General features: G+C 43.9%; 17 protein-coding genes and 1 pseudogene. 12 read left to right on the top strand and 6 right to left on the bottom strand.

Annotation, left to right across the window (positions count from 1 at the left end; translation table 11 throughout):
- Positions 1 to 594: 594 nt before the first annotated feature.
- Positions 595 to 900 carry a hypothetical protein gene (locus FFM64_RS11520; RefSeq protein WP_137608183.1) on the top strand — a complete coding sequence of 102 codons (306 nt, stop codon included), beginning with the start codon at positions 595 to 597 and terminating at the stop codon, positions 898 to 900.
- A gap of 44 nt (positions 901 to 944) precedes the next feature.
- Positions 945 to 1811, top strand: a pseudogene (locus tag FFM64_RS12410) (ADP-ribosylglycohydrolase family protein).
- 511 nt (positions 1812 to 2322) lie between these two features.
- Here the strand turns inward: FFM64_RS12410 and FFM64_RS11540 are convergent.
- The 4 genes from FFM64_RS11540 to FFM64_RS11555 all read right to left on the bottom strand — a co-directional run bounded on the left by FFM64_RS11540 (position 2323) and on the right by FFM64_RS11555 (position 3754).
- Positions 2323 to 2550, bottom strand: a complete 228-nt coding sequence (locus FFM64_RS11540; protein ID WP_137608187.1) for a DUF2922 domain-containing protein — start codon at positions 2548 to 2550, stop codon at positions 2323 to 2325.
- 13 nt (positions 2551 to 2563) lie between these two features.
- Complete coding sequence (locus tag FFM64_RS11545) at positions 2564 to 2779, bottom strand: DUF1659 domain-containing protein (RefSeq protein WP_137608188.1); 216 nt, start codon at positions 2777 to 2779, stop codon at positions 2564 to 2566.
- Between the two features lie 165 nt (positions 2780 to 2944).
- Complete coding sequence (locus tag FFM64_RS11550; RefSeq protein ID WP_137608189.1) at positions 2945 to 3142, bottom strand: hypothetical protein; 198 nt, start codon at positions 3140 to 3142, stop codon at positions 2945 to 2947.
- A 69-nt stretch (positions 3143 to 3211) separates the two neighbouring features.
- Positions 3212 to 3754 carry a sigma-70 RNA polymerase sigma factor region 4 domain-containing protein gene (locus tag FFM64_RS11555; protein WP_137608190.1) on the bottom strand — a complete coding sequence of 181 codons (543 nt, stop codon included), beginning with the start codon at positions 3752 to 3754 and terminating at the stop codon, positions 3212 to 3214.
- 284 nt (positions 3755 to 4038) lie between these two features.
- Here FFM64_RS11555 and FFM64_RS11560 point away from each other — a divergent pair, with 284 nt between their 5' ends.
- From FFM64_RS11560 to FFM64_RS11585, 6 genes are all read left to right on the top strand, one after another.
- Positions 4039 to 4782: a hypothetical protein gene (locus FFM64_RS11560; RefSeq protein WP_171000398.1), complete on the top strand. Its 744-nt coding sequence runs from the start codon at positions 4039 to 4041 to the stop codon at positions 4780 to 4782.
- 49 nt (positions 4783 to 4831) lie between these two features.
- On the top strand, positions 4832 to 5635 hold the full coding sequence (gene recX, locus FFM64_RS11565) for a recombination regulator RecX (RefSeq protein WP_137608192.1): 804 nt from the start codon (positions 4832 to 4834) through the stop codon (positions 5633 to 5635).
- 100 nt (positions 5636 to 5735) lie between these two features.
- Positions 5736 to 6284 (top strand): nucleoside tri-diphosphate phosphatase, encoded by a 549-nt coding sequence (ntdP, locus tag FFM64_RS11570; protein WP_137608226.1) that lies wholly within the window; start codon positions 5736 to 5738, stop codon positions 6282 to 6284.
- Between the two features lie 278 nt (positions 6285 to 6562).
- Positions 6563 to 8083, top strand: coding sequence for an endonuclease MutS2 (locus tag FFM64_RS11575; protein ID WP_137608193.1), 1521 nt, complete (start codon positions 6563 to 6565; stop codon positions 8081 to 8083).
- A gap of 317 nt (positions 8084 to 8400) precedes the next feature.
- Complete coding sequence (locus tag FFM64_RS11580; RefSeq protein ID WP_137608194.1) at positions 8401 to 8766, top strand: helix-turn-helix domain-containing protein; 366 nt, start codon at positions 8401 to 8403, stop codon at positions 8764 to 8766.
- A 172-nt stretch (positions 8767 to 8938) separates the two neighbouring features.
- Positions 8939 to 9133: a type II toxin-antitoxin system Phd/YefM family antitoxin gene (locus tag FFM64_RS11585; RefSeq protein WP_137608195.1), complete on the top strand. Its 195-nt coding sequence runs from the start codon at positions 8939 to 8941 to the stop codon at positions 9131 to 9133.
- Between the two features lie 151 nt (positions 9134 to 9284).
- Here the strand turns inward: FFM64_RS11585 and FFM64_RS11590 are convergent, their stop codons facing one another.
- Complete coding sequence (locus FFM64_RS11590; protein WP_137608196.1) at positions 9285 to 10211, bottom strand: L-lactate dehydrogenase; 927 nt, start codon at positions 10209 to 10211, stop codon at positions 9285 to 9287.
- 198 nt (positions 10212 to 10409) lie between these two features.
- Between FFM64_RS11590 and FFM64_RS11595 the strand changes: the two genes are divergently transcribed.
- The 3 genes from FFM64_RS11595 to FFM64_RS11605 all read left to right on the top strand — a co-directional run bounded on the left by FFM64_RS11595 (position 10410) and on the right by FFM64_RS11605 (position 14368).
- On the top strand, positions 10410 to 11594 hold the full coding sequence (locus tag FFM64_RS11595; protein WP_137608197.1) for an AI-2E family transporter: 1185 nt from the start codon (positions 10410 to 10412) through the stop codon (positions 11592 to 11594).
- A 176-nt stretch (positions 11595 to 11770) separates the two neighbouring features.
- Entirely contained in the window at positions 11771 to 13348 is a 1578-nt protein-coding gene (locus FFM64_RS11600) for a peptide chain release factor 3 (RefSeq protein ID WP_137608227.1), read from the top strand.
- 165 nt (positions 13349 to 13513) lie between these two features.
- Positions 13514 to 14368 carry a GRP family sugar transporter gene (locus FFM64_RS11605; RefSeq protein WP_137608198.1) on the top strand — a complete coding sequence of 285 codons (855 nt, stop codon included), beginning with the start codon at positions 13514 to 13516 and terminating at the stop codon, positions 14366 to 14368.
- 628 nt (positions 14369 to 14996) lie between these two features.
- Here the strand turns inward: FFM64_RS11605 and FFM64_RS11610 are convergent.
- Complete coding sequence (locus FFM64_RS11610; protein WP_137608228.1) at positions 14997 to 16034, bottom strand: MucBP domain-containing protein; 1038 nt, start codon at positions 16032 to 16034, stop codon at positions 14997 to 14999.
- 137 nt (positions 16035 to 16171) lie between these two features.
- Between FFM64_RS11610 and FFM64_RS11615 the strand changes: the two genes are divergently transcribed.
- Positions 16172 to 17053, top strand: a complete 882-nt coding sequence (locus FFM64_RS11615) for a LysR family transcriptional regulator (RefSeq protein WP_137608199.1) — start codon at positions 16172 to 16174, stop codon at positions 17051 to 17053.
- The last annotated feature ends 55 nt before the right edge of the window (positions 17054 to 17108 follow it).

Here is a 17108-nt window from a genome sequence, read left to right on the forward strand (position 1 = left end):
CATAAAATATGAATATTAATGAAAATACTGATTTAATAGGATTTATCGTGTGGCTAATTTGTTCTTGCAATTTGGGAAATAAAACTAATAGGAACGGCAATCGCCATTTTTTAATAAAAGCATTGTAAGACAAAATTTTATGTTCTCCCTTTTAATAAATCGTATATTAAATGATAAGTTATAACTGCATTAAATGTCAATTTAATGATTAATTAATAATCCGATTAAATTTTGTAATGTTAAAAACGATTTGTAATTATTCCCGTTGAATGTTGCGGTATAAAGGCTTTTAGTGCAAATGTGATTATTGTTTGTATTCAGATTGAATCTGAGATTAATATCTAGAGACTCCCTAAGGGCTTTAATTATACGATAACTTAATATTTATTTATCGCGATGTTTTGGACGATTGGAGTTTAAAATGGAATCACTTCTGGAAGATTGAGGTTGTGGAGATGATTTTTGATAATAAGTGAAGATAAATTCAAATTCCGATTCAAGACATTCATTCAATTCTAAGTATGAATTTCTTCCGCTTCACGTTACAATAAGAACAGCAATTATCGAAAATCTATTCACAAGGGATGTTAACGTATGAACGACGATGGTATCACAGTTTTTCCAGCAGATTATAATTCTTCGTACCATCTGATTCTGAAGCGGGGGACTGAACATTACGCTTATTACTACTTTAAAGTGGATAAACTTGATCAGCGGGTCATTTTTTATGATGACGTAGATCGTAGCGGGATTTCAATCAAAACACAGATTACACAGCTATTTATGCGTGACCTGATTAAAGCAATTGACTGGCATCCGGTCGGCAATAGTATCATTGTTGAAATTTATAACGTTGAGCGGCAGACGTCCAAGGCGACCCGCTTAGCCTGTGATATTTAAGCGAGGTTGTGAAAATGCAAGCGACGCAGATGCGACGGATTATTATGGCAGGAATTGTTGGCGATGCACTTGGGGTACCGTTTGAGTTTAAGCGTCGTGGAACTTATGTGGCAAATGACATGCAAGGTTTTATCACGTGGCATGAGTCTCGGGGGAGTTGGTCGGATGATACGGAAATGTCATTAGCATTATTGGATAATTTAACGGAATCTGAAGATTATGCGGCCTTATTTGATAAGTTTTAGGACTATATGTCGGCAGGTAAATATACACCGAGTGGTCGAGCATTTGGTGTTGGGAAGACATGTATTGTCGCTGTTAAAAATAGATTTATTAATCACATCACCCCAACCGAATGTGGTGATGCTTCAGAGTTTGCGAACGGCAATGGGGCACTCATACGACTTGCTCCGCTGGCGTTAGTCTTAGTAACTGAGGCGAATCAAGCGCAGTGGTTACAGTTGACGCGCGACTATACAACGATGACTCACCGCCATCCGCGGGCAATTCTAGGCAGTTATTTCTATCTAGAAATACTACACGGGTTATTTAATGGTGAGTCATTAGCGTCGGCTATTGCTAATGTAACGGCGATCTTAAAGCCAGCATTAACGCCGGATATTTTAGCAGAGTGGCCAGTTTATGAGCCATTTCTGTGACCAAATTTTGGATAGACGACTCGTGATAAGATTAAGCCAACTGGTTACGTTGTCGATACTTTTGGAGCGTCGCTCTGGTCAGTGACACAAGCGCAGACGCTTAAAGCGGCCATTTTGATTGCGGCTAATTTAGGTGGTGACACGGACACGGTAACTACAATTACGGCCACCTTGGCGGCTAGTCGTTTTCCAACTGATCCAGTTCCCTGGGTGGATGATCTGATGCAACCTGCGTGTATTTGGCAGGATTGATTGACCCATTTGTTGCCAAGTTTGCGACTAATAATTAAACGAAATAACTAGCCATCTAACAGTCAGGTATCGTGTACCGACTGTTAAATGTTTTTTTAGATTAGCAAAAAGGATTTGAAAAGATAGTACCTGTTTTCAATAATTACAGCATTATCCTTGAGTTGGCCAACTATTCTGTGAAAAATCGTGAAAATTATTAGTTTAGCGTTGAAACTAACCCAACGCATCGGTATACTTTAAAGCGTTGTTAATCGCCTTAACCTTTTCTTAATAGATTGGGTGGTGATTTTTTAACAATTGTTGGTCACTAAAACTGGTCGTTGCTGTTAGCGCTCAAACTCAAAATGGAATTTAGTTTGTGTAATTATTTAAATTTGAAAGTCAGACAAGTAGCTCCGGGACCGACACAACGATGTAAGTTGTCGTAGGTTTTTTAAACAAAAAAGGCCCCACAGTGGTATCCAGTCAAGGATTGCCATTGTGGGGCCTTTGTAACAGCAGGTTCAGTTAACTAAGCTTTGGGTGCATCAATGATCGGTGTTTCAACAGTTTCGACGTACTTGGCAGCGAGTGGTTCAGCAACCAAGTTGACACCAGCCTTGTTGAAAAGTTGGGTGGCAGCTAGGTCAGCCATGGCTTTAGCCACAACTTCCTTGGTTAAGCCATCACTAGCGTAGTGTAACTTTAAGTGGTGGATTTTCTGGGTGCTGGTTTTGAAGCTCATATCTAAAGTTTTCATTGATTAATTCCTCCTATTGTTGGGCAACGGGTGCGTCGTATTGATAAAAGCTCGTGATCTTAGCGACTTGAAAGGCTTGACCGGTTAAGGCTTCGAGTGTTTTGCCAAAAGTGGTCAGTTGTTCATTAGTCGCCGTTTGGGCGATGGCGGTGAATGCTTGCTTGCGCACGACATTTCCAGCGTCGACCATTTCCACGGCTAATGTTGATTTCAACCAAGTTTTGTTCATGAGTGAGACCTCCTAATATTTTGGTAGGCTGGCCAGCTTACATTAATACAGACGGTTACGTTGGCAAAATAGTGCAATTGAACGGGCACTTATTTTGAGCAAATCGTAAAAGTGTCCGCCGAGTCATGCCTTGATTTCAAGGCGACTCGGCGGACACTTTAAAAGTTAGATCGTGAAGTGACTGGTGGTTTTCAAAACTGCGGCCGTAAATGGTGCGTTAGCGATTTGGGCAACGAAATCACCGAGGGCGGTAATTTGGACTGCTGTGACGTTTTCAGTGACATCGTTAAATGTCCGTTTAGCGGCGTGATGATCTTCAGTTGCGACCGTGATAGCCAGGGTACTTGCTTGCCAATTTTGCATGGGTGAACCTCCTTGAGTGTTTTTGTAAGCTTACATGATATCAACGGCTAGACTGACCCAAAAGTGCAATTATTGTTCAGCCTCATAGAGTGCCTGTGCTTTTTGCAATAAACTGGCGCGCCAATTATAGACGGTACGGCGACTGACGCTATGCGTTGTCATGATTTCAGCGACGGTTTGTTCATCTAAAAAGAATTCAGTGAGGTAAATCCGTTCTCCTGGTCGACATTGATCAAGCAAACTTGTCAGTAAGTCGGTGAGTTGCCATTGACGTTCGCGCTTGGTCATCGGAGTGATGCTCAGCCGTTCCGCATTTTCAACGGCAACTTGGGATTGACTGCGGAGCGTTTGTTTCCGCAAATAATCTAAAGTCCGCCATTTGATGCGTCGGAAAGCAAATTTGCGAAAGTCAGCGAGATTTTCTGGTAATGCCGGTTCAAAATTTTGGTAGGCAGCTAACCAGGTGAGATGTGCAGTGGTGACGCAGTCTTCAAATTGCGGATGGCCCTTCGTCACGTTGGCCGCTTTAAGTGCGCCGTATAGGAGTCGCTGGTGGGCTGGTTCTGCTAGTAAGTCAAATGCTGCTCGGTTTTCAAGTCGATCAGTTCGCATGTCAATGCCTCATCTCGTTAGTTTGCCTTGGCCAAGGTTGACCCTAGCATACCGAGGCTGTGTTGAATTGACGAGTCAGCAAAAAGTGACGAAGTCTGTATAAGATTGGCCTAATTATGGCATTCTATTAATAATTGACCAGACATTAGAGATATAACTAGTATTTTACGTATACAACTGGTAAGCTGTGGTTAACTTGATTGGTTATTCCATTAGTAAAACATTAATTGCGTACACAATCTTGTGTAACTGCCGCCAAGTCGGCATTCTGGAGGAACTGTACTATGTTTAATAGTCACAATGCTCACCCCAGTTTTAATGATGACATCTGGTCCACGTACCCAAATCAGGTTGATTTAAGAAAGCCATTCAGTCTTTTGAAAGTTGCACATGCTGAAAATCACTTGAAACTTAACAATTATCAGACTTTTTGTCTAGTTGACATTAGTCGTGAGGTTTGTATCGAAAATGCGATTGTATTTGATTTTCAGCGTGGTATCTTAAAGACAACCCAAACGACACGGGAACTGATGCGGCAGTGTTATCGGCAAGTTGACTATCTGCATAGTCACGCTTTAAAACAACTGGCGCTTGCGAATGATGTCACGCCAATTAAGTTGCCATTTATTAGTGGAACAGTCTGTTTGTTGCCAATGACCTCGGCAATTCAACAGTCTAGCAGTTGGTTTAGCAGTACCCAGTTGACTGACTGTAATGTCGTTTCAGATCGTTGTACAGAGTTGACCTATTTTGACAAAATTCGGTTGATAATTCCACTAAGTGTGACACGTGTCAGACGTCAGCTTAGAGATAGCCGTAAGCTACAGCAAGTTATTGCAATCAGTGTGTCACTTCAGGAGCAAAATCCGGCTGACAATTGGTTTCTAACTAATGATGGTAAGTTACTTTGGTACTACGAGCGTGAGGCAATTCTCATCTATACAAAACATATATTAGAGATAAACGGTTTTCCGGCAACGGCGCAGGATATTCATGCCATTGCAGACAATTACTTTGGTAAATTCTAGCGATATTTGTTAAATTAGACATACTAGCGTGAACGAGGAGTCTGATTTAATGACAAAAAAGGTTACTAAAATTATGGCACAGAAACGGTCCGGTCGGTATAACGTCTATTTAGACGATAAGTATGCGTTTCCGATTAGTGAATCCGTCATGATCAAGTTTAGCGTGTTCAAGGGGATGGAAGTAGACGATGCCCTCGCTGCTGAAATGATTGCGGCGGATGACGTTGCCAAAGCTTACTCACGGGCGCTGGATTATTTGTCGCATCAATTGCGGACAGAAAAAGAAGTTCATGACAAGTTACGTGATGAAGAAATCGATGAAGATGTAATCACGGCAACAATGGCACATCTGCGTGAACTGCGTTTGCTGAGTGACGAGCAGTACGCGGCGGCATATGTTCGGACGGCTAAGCGGACTTCTGATAAGGGACCACGCGTCATTCGGCAAAAGTTACGTCAAAAGGGCGTTGGGGAACAACTTATCGATGATGCCTTAGCCGGGCAATTTACGGCCGATGATCGGTTAGAAAATGCCACTGAACTCGCAAAAAAGTTAGCCAAGCGATATCATAATCAAGCGTTTAAAACGATGCAACAAAAGGTGCGCCAAGGATTGATGACCAAGGGCTTTGATAACGAAATCGTCACAGCGGCCATTGACGCCATCGACTTAGAACCGGACGTTGATGAGCAATGGGACGCCTTGGTCAATCAAGGTGAAAAACTCTGGCGTCGAAATCGGAAATATGCTTTTTCCGAACGCTGCTTACGGACGAAGCGCAATCTTTACCAAAAAGGGTTTCTAATGGAAGATATTAATCGATTTATTGATGAACAAGTCGCAGATGAATGAAAGACGGTAAATAGATACGCGCGTCGCATTAAAATCTGTTATAATGTTTAATGAAATTCGATGAAATTTTCACCCTATGTTTTGGAAAGTTGGGCTAAACATGACGCGCGAAGCTAAAGGACCTAAGGAAGGCGACTTCATTACGATCAAAAGCTATAAGCACGACGGGAGTTTACATCGAACTTGGCGCGATACAATGGTACTCAAAACAAGCGAAAATGTCTTAATTGGTTGCAACGATCACACACTCGTCACCGAAGATGATGGTCGACGGTGGGTGACTCGTGAACCGGCAATCGTTTATTTTCATAAGCATTATTGGTTTAATATCGTGGCGATGATTCGCGATAACGGGGTTTCATATTATTGTAACCTAGCGTCACCAGCCGTTTTAGATAAAGAGGCTTTGAAGTACATCGATTACGATCTAGACGTCAAAGTCTTCCCCGATGGTGAACGTCGGTTATTGGATGTTGATGAGTACGAAGAACATGGCGCCAAATGGCAGTATCCCACTGAGACTGATCGCATTTTAAAAGCAAATGTGAAAGTTTTGGTTGATTGGATTAAGCATAAGAAAGGCCCATTTTCACAAGAATACATTGATATCTGGTATAGCCGTTATCAAGAATTATCACGTCGGCAATAGCTCCGCTGGCGGCGAGCCAGTAGCGTAATTAGTAAAAAAGACATCCGCTGGGTGTCTTTTTTTGTGGCAACTAGTCAAGTCCCCGTCAGTAGCTTGATTGTCGCGAAGATAGCAGTGTGTTAAGCTTAAATTCAGTGATTTTAACGAGGTGAAGTTAATGAGTGCGCTAGATTGTCTAACAATGTCCGGCACAAATAGATGCAAGTTTTAGGTCAGCGCGGATAGACAACTCAAACCAATGATCGTTTCTCCGTGGCTGTCCATCGCAAGGAGAAAACATGACAACTAATTTAAAACAATCAATCCAACTAGATCAAATTTTGACGACCGTCGCAACATATACACACAGTGATATTGCGGCACAACAAGTCATCGCCAGCCCGTTGGAGACTGATCTGACGACGGTTCAGACCCAATTACAATTAACACACGAAGCCCATCAGCTTTTGCTGAACTCGGTTACGTTGACATTTTTTAATCTGGACCAGTTAACAGCGGTACAAACAAAACTCGATCAGGGGCTCTTACTGAATGCCACTCAGCTGGGGCTAATCAGTGACTTCTTGACGAGTGGCCAACGTTTGATGACAACGTTACGTCAGCATGCGGCGCTAGCACCACAGTTGGTGGCCTTAATGACGCCGGTGACGGGCTTGAGTGGTCTGCAACAACGCTTAGCGACTGAGATCACTCATGACCAAGTTTCCGACCATGCTACTCCAGAATTGGCACGTTTACGGCAAAAAATCAGCCAGCAACGCCAACAAGTCCAAGCGGCGTTGACACAATTTGCCCAAAAACATGCGCAGGCGGTGCAAAGTCGACGCCTAATTACTCGTAATGATCATGTATGTGTGCAATTGAAGGCGAGTTATAAATCGCGTTTTGCTGGTAATATTATTGATCAATCAAGCACGGGATCAACGGTTTTCTTTGAACCAAAAATGGCGGTGCAACGTGGTCAGATTTTGGCACAACTCATTGCCGAAGAGAGTGCAGAAGTTTATCAGATTTTGGCCACCTTGACAGGCGATGTGCAACAACGATGGCCCGAACTGGTGAAAAATCAACAATTAATCAGTCAGTTAGATCAGCTAATGGCGCGTGGTCAATACGCGTTGCAGACAAATAGTTGCCTGCCAAAATTAAATACCAATCAGCATTTGAAAATTATTGATGGCCGGCACCCATTACTGGGATCAAAGGCTGTGCCATTGAATATCGAGCTTCAACCACAGCAAGGGCTAATGATTACCGGCGCTAACTCTGGGGGCAAGACGGTCGTGCTTAAAACGATTGCATTGTTTGCGCTCATGATTCAAGTTGGTCTTGAAATTCCAACTGCGGTAGGAACCGAGATACCAGTATTTACGCAGGTCTGGCTAGATATTGGGGACAATCAGAGTCTAGCTGCTCAGCTCAGTACCTTTGCGGCAGAGATGACGACTTTGGTCACCATGACGGATGCCATCAAACCGAATGCCTTAGTCCTACTTGATGAAATTGGTAGTGGGACTGATCCAGAAGAGGGGTCTGCCCTGAGTATCGCAATTATTGACTATTTGCGGGCCCAACAAGCGACGATTGTTGCTACCACGCATTTTAGCGCCATCAAACAATATGCTGTCGATTGTCCGACCTTTATGACGGCAACCATGGCGTTTGACCGGAAAACGTTGGCGCCAACTTATCAGATTTTATTGAATCAAGTTGGTGCCAGCGAAGCGATTTGGCTTGCAGAGCGGCTTGGTTTGTCACCAGCCATTTTAACGGCTGCGCGGCAACGATTAATGAATTAGCGTGCAATGAAAGTCAGTCCAGTTGGGCTGGCTTTTTTTTGCTTTTAGAGAGAGCTTAAAAATTGACTGGGCGTGAAAAGCCGACAACGTGCCACCAAGGGGCATAAATGGGTGAAAGCCTGACATTACTATCTTGGGTATCATTTGACCGAGGTAGATGCCAACGTGAGCAATCGCCCGGGAATTGTCCCCAAAGAAAATCGGCAGGTAATCGTTGCATTTGTGATAAACGGGTGTGGGCGAATTACCACTTGCATTTTGCCCAAAAGCTGGGTATATTTCATAATGTAACCTAAATTGGTAAGGAGGTCTCGGGCATGGCATTTATGAAGCTAGACAACGGTGAATTGTTAAAAAACATTCGTAAGTTTGCTAAGAAAAATGGGCTGACACTAGCGGAAGTTGCCACCTTGGCGGGGTTAAGCGCAAGTGCAATCTATAGTTGGAAAAAGCATACACCTTCAAAAGGAACCTTAAATGAAGTTGCCCAGGTTTTAGGGACGACTTATGCCAAATTGGTCGGCAAAGACGGTCACGCTGAAGATACGACGGCCGTGGATTTAAAGAAAGTTATTGAAAACCGTAAAAATCGTTTTGAATATCATGGCCAACCGATCTCTGAGGCTCAACTTAAAATTATTCGGAATGTGCTAAAGACGATGTTTGAACGGCGTCAAAATTAATTTTAATTTAATTGCGGGCAGATTGGGTGCAACCCTTGAGTAGTTAGTGTAAACTATTCACCAAGATTCAAGTTATTTTCGAGTCGTCAAAAAGCTTGCGGAAATGCTTGACGTGCCCAGTACTTTGGTGCACAATATCTTCAATCATTTAACAAGTTGGGAGATGGCGAATATGAAAAAAGTCACCACTGCGCTGGCCAAGAAAAATATTAACCAGCTATTAACGATCGTTAACCAGGGCCACGAATCAATTGAGGTGGAAAATCCCAATACACAAGATTCTGCAGTCATGGTCAGCATGAAAGACTGGCTACAGATTGTTGCGACCTTAGCCAAACAAAATAATCATGACATGGAATTCAGTTAATTAAAAAGTATGAACGAGTTGATCCCGTAGTGACGCCGTAATCGCGTGGCTATGGGATTTTTTACTAACTTTTTCAGTAATTTTTCCGCCTAGAGTGGGGAAAATCGGTCAACAAAAAACGCGCCACAACAATTGTGAGCACGTTTTTGGCTTAGTCTGCCTGACTTTCGGCGAACTTGGTTTTAATGTAATCGGCGGAAATTTGTAACTTCTTGAGTTCTTCCTCGGTCAAGTCTAATTGCACTTGTTCGACAATTCCATCGCGACCGACAACGGCTGGATAAGAGAGGTAAACGCCGTACTCTTCACGGTAGTTGGAAACAGGTAATTCAGTTAACGCATCATTTAAAATCACGTTGGCTAAACGAACCGCAGCCGTGGCCACGCCGTAACTGGTGTACTTCTTACCATGGAAAATAGCAAAGCCGCCTTGGCGCGCCGCTTTGTCGAGCGCTACTAAGTCTAAGTTACGATCAGCAGCAATTTTGGAGATTGGTTGTCCCAAGACACGAACGGTTGACCAAGCAGTGAATTGGGAATTACCGTGTTCACCCAAGTTGTAACCGGTCACTGAACGTGAATCTAGGTTCAACTTTTTGGCAACGGCACGTTTCATCCGGGCTGAGTCCAGCAGAGTTCCAGTCCCAATGACATGGTTCTTTGGCAAACCAGTGACAGCTTGGTAAATTGAGGTGATGACGTCAACGGGGTTCGTGATGGCGACGATAATACCGTTGAAACCACTAGCCTTAATCTTTTCAGCGACTGATTTCACTTGTGCACTCGTGAAAGGGAGTTCAGCAAAGCGGTCGTTATTTGGATTGTCTTGTAATTTGATGTTTCCTAAAGCAGAAATAATGACATCTGCGTCTTTCAAAGCGTCATAGTCATTGACAATGATATTGGTATGCATTGGCAAGTTAGGCATGGCATCTTCAAAGTCAATGGCATCGGCGTTAACTTTGTCCGTATTTGGATCAATTAAGACTAAATCGTCGGCAAAGCCGTTGGCAACGATGTAATGTGCGGCAGTGGAACCCACGTGGCCCATACCGATAACAGCTATTTTTCGTGACATAGATTAAAACACTCCTTTAAAATTTCTGTGCTTACTAACTAAATTACCATTATTCTCATTAAATTTAAATAGTTTTTAGAAGTAATTTCAGGATAGTATCGGTAGAATTGGAATTGGGTTATAATTAGGACACTCTGTGTTTGATGCAATTTCAAACATTTGACTGAAGAATACATATCGCAAAAGGGAGGGGCGACTGTGCTCAAACGCCTAAAAGACTCATCACTAATGTTCTGGTCGCTCGAGATTTTGATTGTGGCAGCGTTGATCTGGGTTTGCACGAAACTTGGATTCTTATTTCAGCCCATTGGGACTTTTCTCAACGTGGTCTTCATGCCAATTGTAATTTCGGGTTTCTTGTTTTATATGCTCAATCCGCTCGTAAAAATGCTCATGAAGGTCCATTATAAAAAATTTCGGATTTCTCGGACTTGGGCAGTCACGATTGTTTTTCTGTTATTGATTGGTGTTTTAGCCTATGGCGCCGTTTCATTGATTCCACGTTTGGTGTCACAGGTGACGCAATTAATTTATAACTTGCCAGGTTTAGCGGCCGAAATGCAAAAAGCAGCTACTAAGATGATTAATAATAGTACGATGTTGCAAAAAGTTGACGTGAGTTCATACATGAAGCAGCTCAATGGCCAGGTCAGCAAATATGCGCAAACCTTCCTGTCTTCGTTATCCACCAGTATTGTGACGGTCATCTCGACAATCACGAGTGTCACGATTATGGCGATTACGATTCCAGTGATCTTGTTCTACATGTTAAAGGATAGCGAAAAATTCATTCCAGCCATCAGTCGGTTCTTGCCACGGAAACAACGGCCTGAAATTGTGGGACTCATTCAAAAAATGGGTGATACCATTTCTAGTTATATTAGTGGACAAGTGATTGAATGTCTGTTTGTTGGGACATTTACGGCAATTGGCTATATGTTGATCTCGCAACCTTATGGCTTGTTACTAGGAGTTGTGGCCGGAATTGCGAACATCATTCCTTATCTCGGACCGTATATCGGGATCGCACCGTCGCTAATTGTGGCGTTCACGGTCTCACCGATGCAAGTGGTTTATGTGGTAATTATCGTGGTGATCGTGCAACAAGTGGATGGGAACCTCATCTATCCAAACATTATTGGACGAACATTAAAAATTCATCCGTTGACAATTATTATTTTACTGTTGGCCGCCGGAAATATTGCCGGAATTTTAGGCATGATTTTAGCTATTCCATTTTATGCCGTTGTGCGGACAATTGTGGTTTATCTCTTTAATATTGTTGAACTGCGAAACGAACAGGAACTACGCAAGCAAACCACGGTCTATCAGCCTCAGCCAGCCAAAGCGACGAAGGCGGATTTGAAGCCAACGAAGAAATAATCTCCTTGTATTGATGAGATGAAAACAGTCAAATAATGCAGTTTTAACCGGATCCAGTGTGAGCAACACTGGATTTTTTGTGAAAAAATCAGTAGAATATGTAAGGTTAAGGTAAGACTGCGTCTAAACGATAATTATAAGATAAAGAAACTGCTTTTTTAATGAAAGGAATTTTTATGAATAAATCAGAATTACAGGCTGCCGTTGACACGCGGCGAACCTTCGCGATTATTTCTCACCCTGATGCTGGGAAAACCACGATTACTGAACAAATGCTCCTCTTTGGGGGCGTTGTTCGGCAGGCTGGGACAGTTAAAGCACGGAAGAGTGGCAATTTTGCCAAGTCCGACTGGATGGAAATTGAAAAGAAACGTGGGATTTCCGTAACTAGTTCCGTCATGCAATTTGACTATGACGGTAAGCGAATCAATATTTTGGATACGCCTGGACATGAGGATTTCTCTGAAGATACGTATCGGACACTGATGGCCGTCGATTCCGCCATCATGGTGATTGACTCTGCGAAAGGGATCGAACCCCAAACGAAGAAATTGTTCCAAATTTGTAAGATGCGGGGCATTCCGATCTTTACTTTCATGAACAAGTTGGATCGTGATGGTCGCGAACCACTTGATTTACTAAATGAAGTTGAAGAAGTACTTGGAATTGAAACCTATCCAATGAACTGGCCAATTGGGATGGGCAAAGGGCTCAAAGGCTTATATGACCGGTACAATCACCGCGTTGAACTTTACCATAATGAAGCTCATGGTGAGACATTCTTACCTTTGGACGCTGACGGTAAGCTTGATCCTAGTAACGAGTTGACTAAAGATAGTATCTATCGAGATGTCTTGGACGAAATGGAACTCATTGAAGAAGCCGGTAACGACTTTGACGAAGCCAAGGTGGCTGCTGGGGATATGACCCCCGTGTTCTTTGGTTCTGCCTTGACTAACTTCGGGGTTGAAACCTTCTTGAAGACGTACTTAAATTATGCGCCTAAGCCAAATTCACATAAAACTCGTGAAGGCGAAATTGTGGCGCCAACGGACGATGAATTTTCAGGCTTCGTGTTCAAGATTCAAGCCAATATGAATCCTAATCATCGTGACCGGATTGCCTTTGTTCGGATTTGTTCGGGTGAATTTGATCGTGGAATGGATGTCTTCTTACAACGAACTGGTAAAAAAATGCGCTTGAACAATTCAACGCAATTTATGGCGGACACCCGTGAAACGGTAGAAACTGCCGTTGCTGGGGATATTGTTGGTCTTTATGATACTGGGAACTTCCAAATCGGCGATACGATTTATGCCGGTAAGCAAGCGATTCAGTTCGAAAAATTGCCACAATTTACGCCGGAACTGTTCATGCGGGTCACGGCGAAAAACGTGATGAAACAAAAGTCCTTCCACAAAGGAATTGATCAGTTGGTTCAAGAAGGTGCCGTTCAGTTGTACACGTCTTATTCAACTGGGGACTACATTCTCGGGGCCGTTGGTCAGTTGCAATTTGAAGTCTTCAAATTCCGGATGCAAAATGAATATAACTCTGAAGTTGTGATGGAACCACTTGGGAGTAAGACTGCTCGCTGGATTGATCCTGAACAATTGGACGAAAAAATGTCTAGTTCACGGAACTTGCTGGTTAAGGATCGTAGCGGTGCACCGTTATTCTTGTTTGAAAACGCGTTTGCGGAACGTTGGTTCGCTGACAAGTATCTAGACGTTAAATTAACTGCTAAATTATAAGCAATTGAAAGACCATTCGCGTATGAATGGCCTTTTTTTGTCCGGTCAATGCTGAAAATGCGCACTAAATTTCTTGAGCGCTTTCAACCGTTAGTTGATAATGTTAAACTGGGACTATTGCTTTTTTATCAAAAAAATTATATGAGACATTAGGAGGTCGTGTTCGTGAACATCTTAATTGCCCTGATTCCCGCACTGGGCTGGGGTTTAAACCCACTATTAATTTCAAAATTAGGTGGAAAACCAGTCAATCAGACCTTAGGAACCGGAATTGGCGCGCTGATCGTTGGTTTAATTGTTCAGTTGGCGGTTCGTCCAACTGTCGATGCGTCAACCTTTTGGCTAAGTGCGCTTTCAGGTGCCTTTTGGGTCCTCGGCCAAATTGGACAGTATACGTCTTACTCGCGGATGGGTGTTAGCACTACGATGCCAATTTCAACCGGTTTACAGTTAGTCGGTACGTCGGTGATTGGTGTCTTAATGTTTGGCGAATGGGCTGGTGATGGCGCTAAGGTTGTTGGCTTTGCGGCCATCATTTTAATGATTGTCGGGGTTGCACTTACCGCCGTGACAGATAGTCCTGACGGGCGCAGTGGCCTGATGAGCGGTTTGCTTATTTTAGTCCCAACGACGATTGGTTACTGGGTCTATAGTGCATTACCAAAGGCCGTTTCAGCTTCGGGAACCGCAATTTTCTTCCCACAAATGTTGGGAATGTTTTTAGCCGCGGTTGTGTATGCGCTGGTGAGTGGTCATGGTCGAGCATTTAAACAACGAACAAGTTGGTTGAATGCTTTTGCAGGATTAATTTTTGGCGTGTCGGCCCTGGCTTACATTTTTTCTGCCAAGGCCAATGGGGTCGCAACGGCATACGTGATTACGCAGGTGAGTGTGGTGATTTCAACGCTAGGTGGGTTACTAGTGTTGCATGAAACTAAATCGTCCCGTGAATTACGACTGACGATTATTGGCTTAGTGCTGATCGTTGCAGGTAGTGTGATGACGGCGTTTTTAGGCTAATTTTCACTGGTTAATGAACTAAAGAATGAGAGCTAAAAATTGCCGGTCCGTGCCACTACATCAATAATCAGGCACGGAAAACTAGTACAGTACTGCCGCTTCCAGTTGTTGCCGATAACATGCGGACGAGGGACCGGTTCAAGCCTCAAAAACGTCTTGAACCTCGCCAGGAAGCTTTGCCAAGACCGCAAATCTCCCGAACTGTCCGTGGTGTAAGATCGGCAAAAAACGCCGGTCAAACGCCACCTGCACGTCCGATGCTATCGGTAACAACCTCCAGCTAATCAGTAGTTTTGAGGGGATAAATCAGTTATTTATACTTAGTGGAGTCAGTCAAAATCGGTGTGCGGTGTCGGCAAGAATAGTCGGTGCTCTTGGCTGACTATTCTTGCGGGGCAATTCAAAGACGTGTTTTATCGGCTTTGAATTGAGGTACCAGACCGTACTGTGGCTGGCACCGTCCCCCACAGCACGCCGGTTTTGACTGACGGAGCGCTAAATTTAGGTGAGTCTACTTTAGACATTACTGGTACTGCGTACTGCTATATTCTTGAGACTTACGACCTGCAGTTGATAAAATTAAAGTTGCAAAAAAGCAAAAGCCAATCGGCTCTTGCTTTTTTAGTCTTTATAAACCGACACCATGAGGTTCAAGCCCAGTGAGGTACCGACCGGGTAAATAGCCGCGATTTTTGACTTGATACCAAACCACACGATTGTCATCGACAAGGCGTTCAGTCAAAATGACTTTTTCGCCATCAGCTACTGTGGTGAGATACCGGCCGTAAGGTTCAATGTAAGTATGCACTTGCTTACCAGGGACGAAGCTGACGATCCCAGTCTGTTGAACTTGACGTTGGTCCCGCGTCCGATAACTCAGTGGCAACTTCGGTAATAACTGATCACCGTTCGTCAGCTGCACTTGCGCTTCAGGAATCCACTGATTGTCACCAATGTTATACCAAGTGTCGCCAGCGTTTAATTGCACCCGCAGGTAGGTCTTATAGACGCTGCCTTGTTGCAGAGCAGTCAGATAATTAGTCGTGGTTGCTCCTGGATAAGGGAAGACACGGGTCCGGTGCCGAATTTGCACGAAACCGGTACTTAGATCAGTTTGACGCCAGTTTTGGTTGCGGTAGAAAAATAAGACTGTTTTAGAACTGGTCGTGTATTCACCAGTCACATCACCGACTGACCGTAGTAGTTTAAAACCAGCGACGGTTGGCGCGGCAACCTGATAAGGGGTTCCGAGTGGGCCACGCATCATCGTTGGTAAACCGATTAATTGGCGTTGGTCGATATCATAGGCATAGGCCCAAATTGGTTGTCCCGCCTGCCGTTCGTACGTCAAGATCAGTCGCGCTTGCGGTGCTGTAAACCAACGTGTGAGACCGTCAATGTGTACCAAATGGTAGCCAGCGATGTTGACATCCGGCAAATGAATTTCGTCACCAACATAGCCGGCAATCATTTCTGGTGCTTGGAGCTCATGACCGTCAGCATCTAAATGGTGCACGAGAATCAAGGCTTCAGTTTGATTAATGCTCGGTGTCTGATCTGTGGTGGTCGCGGTAATGCTGGTTTTGTCGGCCGATTCAGCCGTTGCAGTTGACTGGGGCCGATTTAAGCCCAGCAACATGCTTTTTAAACGGTCAAAAATATGCACGTGACCACTCCTTTCATAATTAATATAATTATTTCTAGTATAACGCATCCGTCCATCAGTTTGCACAGCTTAAGTAAAATGTAAAAGTCGATCTGGACTTGCTCGTGTATACTAAGATTAAATAGGGGGGATTTGCAGTGAATTTAAAACAATTACGCTACTTTTTAGCTGTGGCTGAAGAGGGGCAAATGACGGCGGCAGCCAAACGCTTGCACGTTGCCCAACCACCACTGAGCTATCAAATCAAGCAGCTAGAGTTGGAACTCGGCGTGACGCTCTTCAAACGGTTGCCTCAGGGTGTGATGGTCACGGCAGCTGGAGAGCTGTTAGTTGGCTATGCGCAGCAACTGACGCAATTGTCGGCCACGGCGGAGAATAAAGTTCGGGCGCTGGGCCGTGGTGTTACGGGAACTTTGAATCTGGGCACGGTCTCATCTTCAGGTGGCGTCATGCCTAATCAAAAGGTCCTTAACTGGCTACAACAGCATGGTGATGTGCAGCTAGAAGTCAGTGAGGGGAATACGTTTGAATTGTTAGATGACTTACATAAACGGTTATTGGATGTCGCAATTTTACGGACGCCCTTTAATCAACAACACCTAGTGTGTCGTTATTTTACGCCAGAACGGATGGTCGCGGTCTTGCCGAAACGATATACCGAATTTACACGTCGGCGTCAATTACGACTGAACGACCTAGACGGGTTACCACTGATCAAATACCGGCGTTTTAATGAGCTTTTCCACGTGGCTTTTTTAGAGCAAGATTTTGAGCCTAATTATGTGATGACCTGTGATGATGCCCGCACGGCGATGCATTGGGCCGAGCATCAGATTGGTGTGGCATTAGTGCCACGCTCACTGGCGGAGACTTATGATACGGGAGAAGTCTTGATTCGTTCGTTGGCAGATCGTCGTTTTGAAACCCGGTTAGTGCTAGCAACTACTCCGGAATCCTTGGCAACCCCCTTAGTGGCAGGGTTTATGGCTCAATTTCCACAAGCACAGGCTTTAGACTAATTTGTTGATTCAGCTATCTAATTTTTTAATGACAATATTTTTGTGAATCCTATTT

Origin of the sequence: Lactiplantibacillus daoliensis, from assembly GCF_005405005.1 — a bacterium.
Classification (GTDB): domain Bacteria; phylum Bacillota; class Bacilli; order Lactobacillales; family Lactobacillaceae; genus Lactiplantibacillus; species Lactiplantibacillus daoliensis.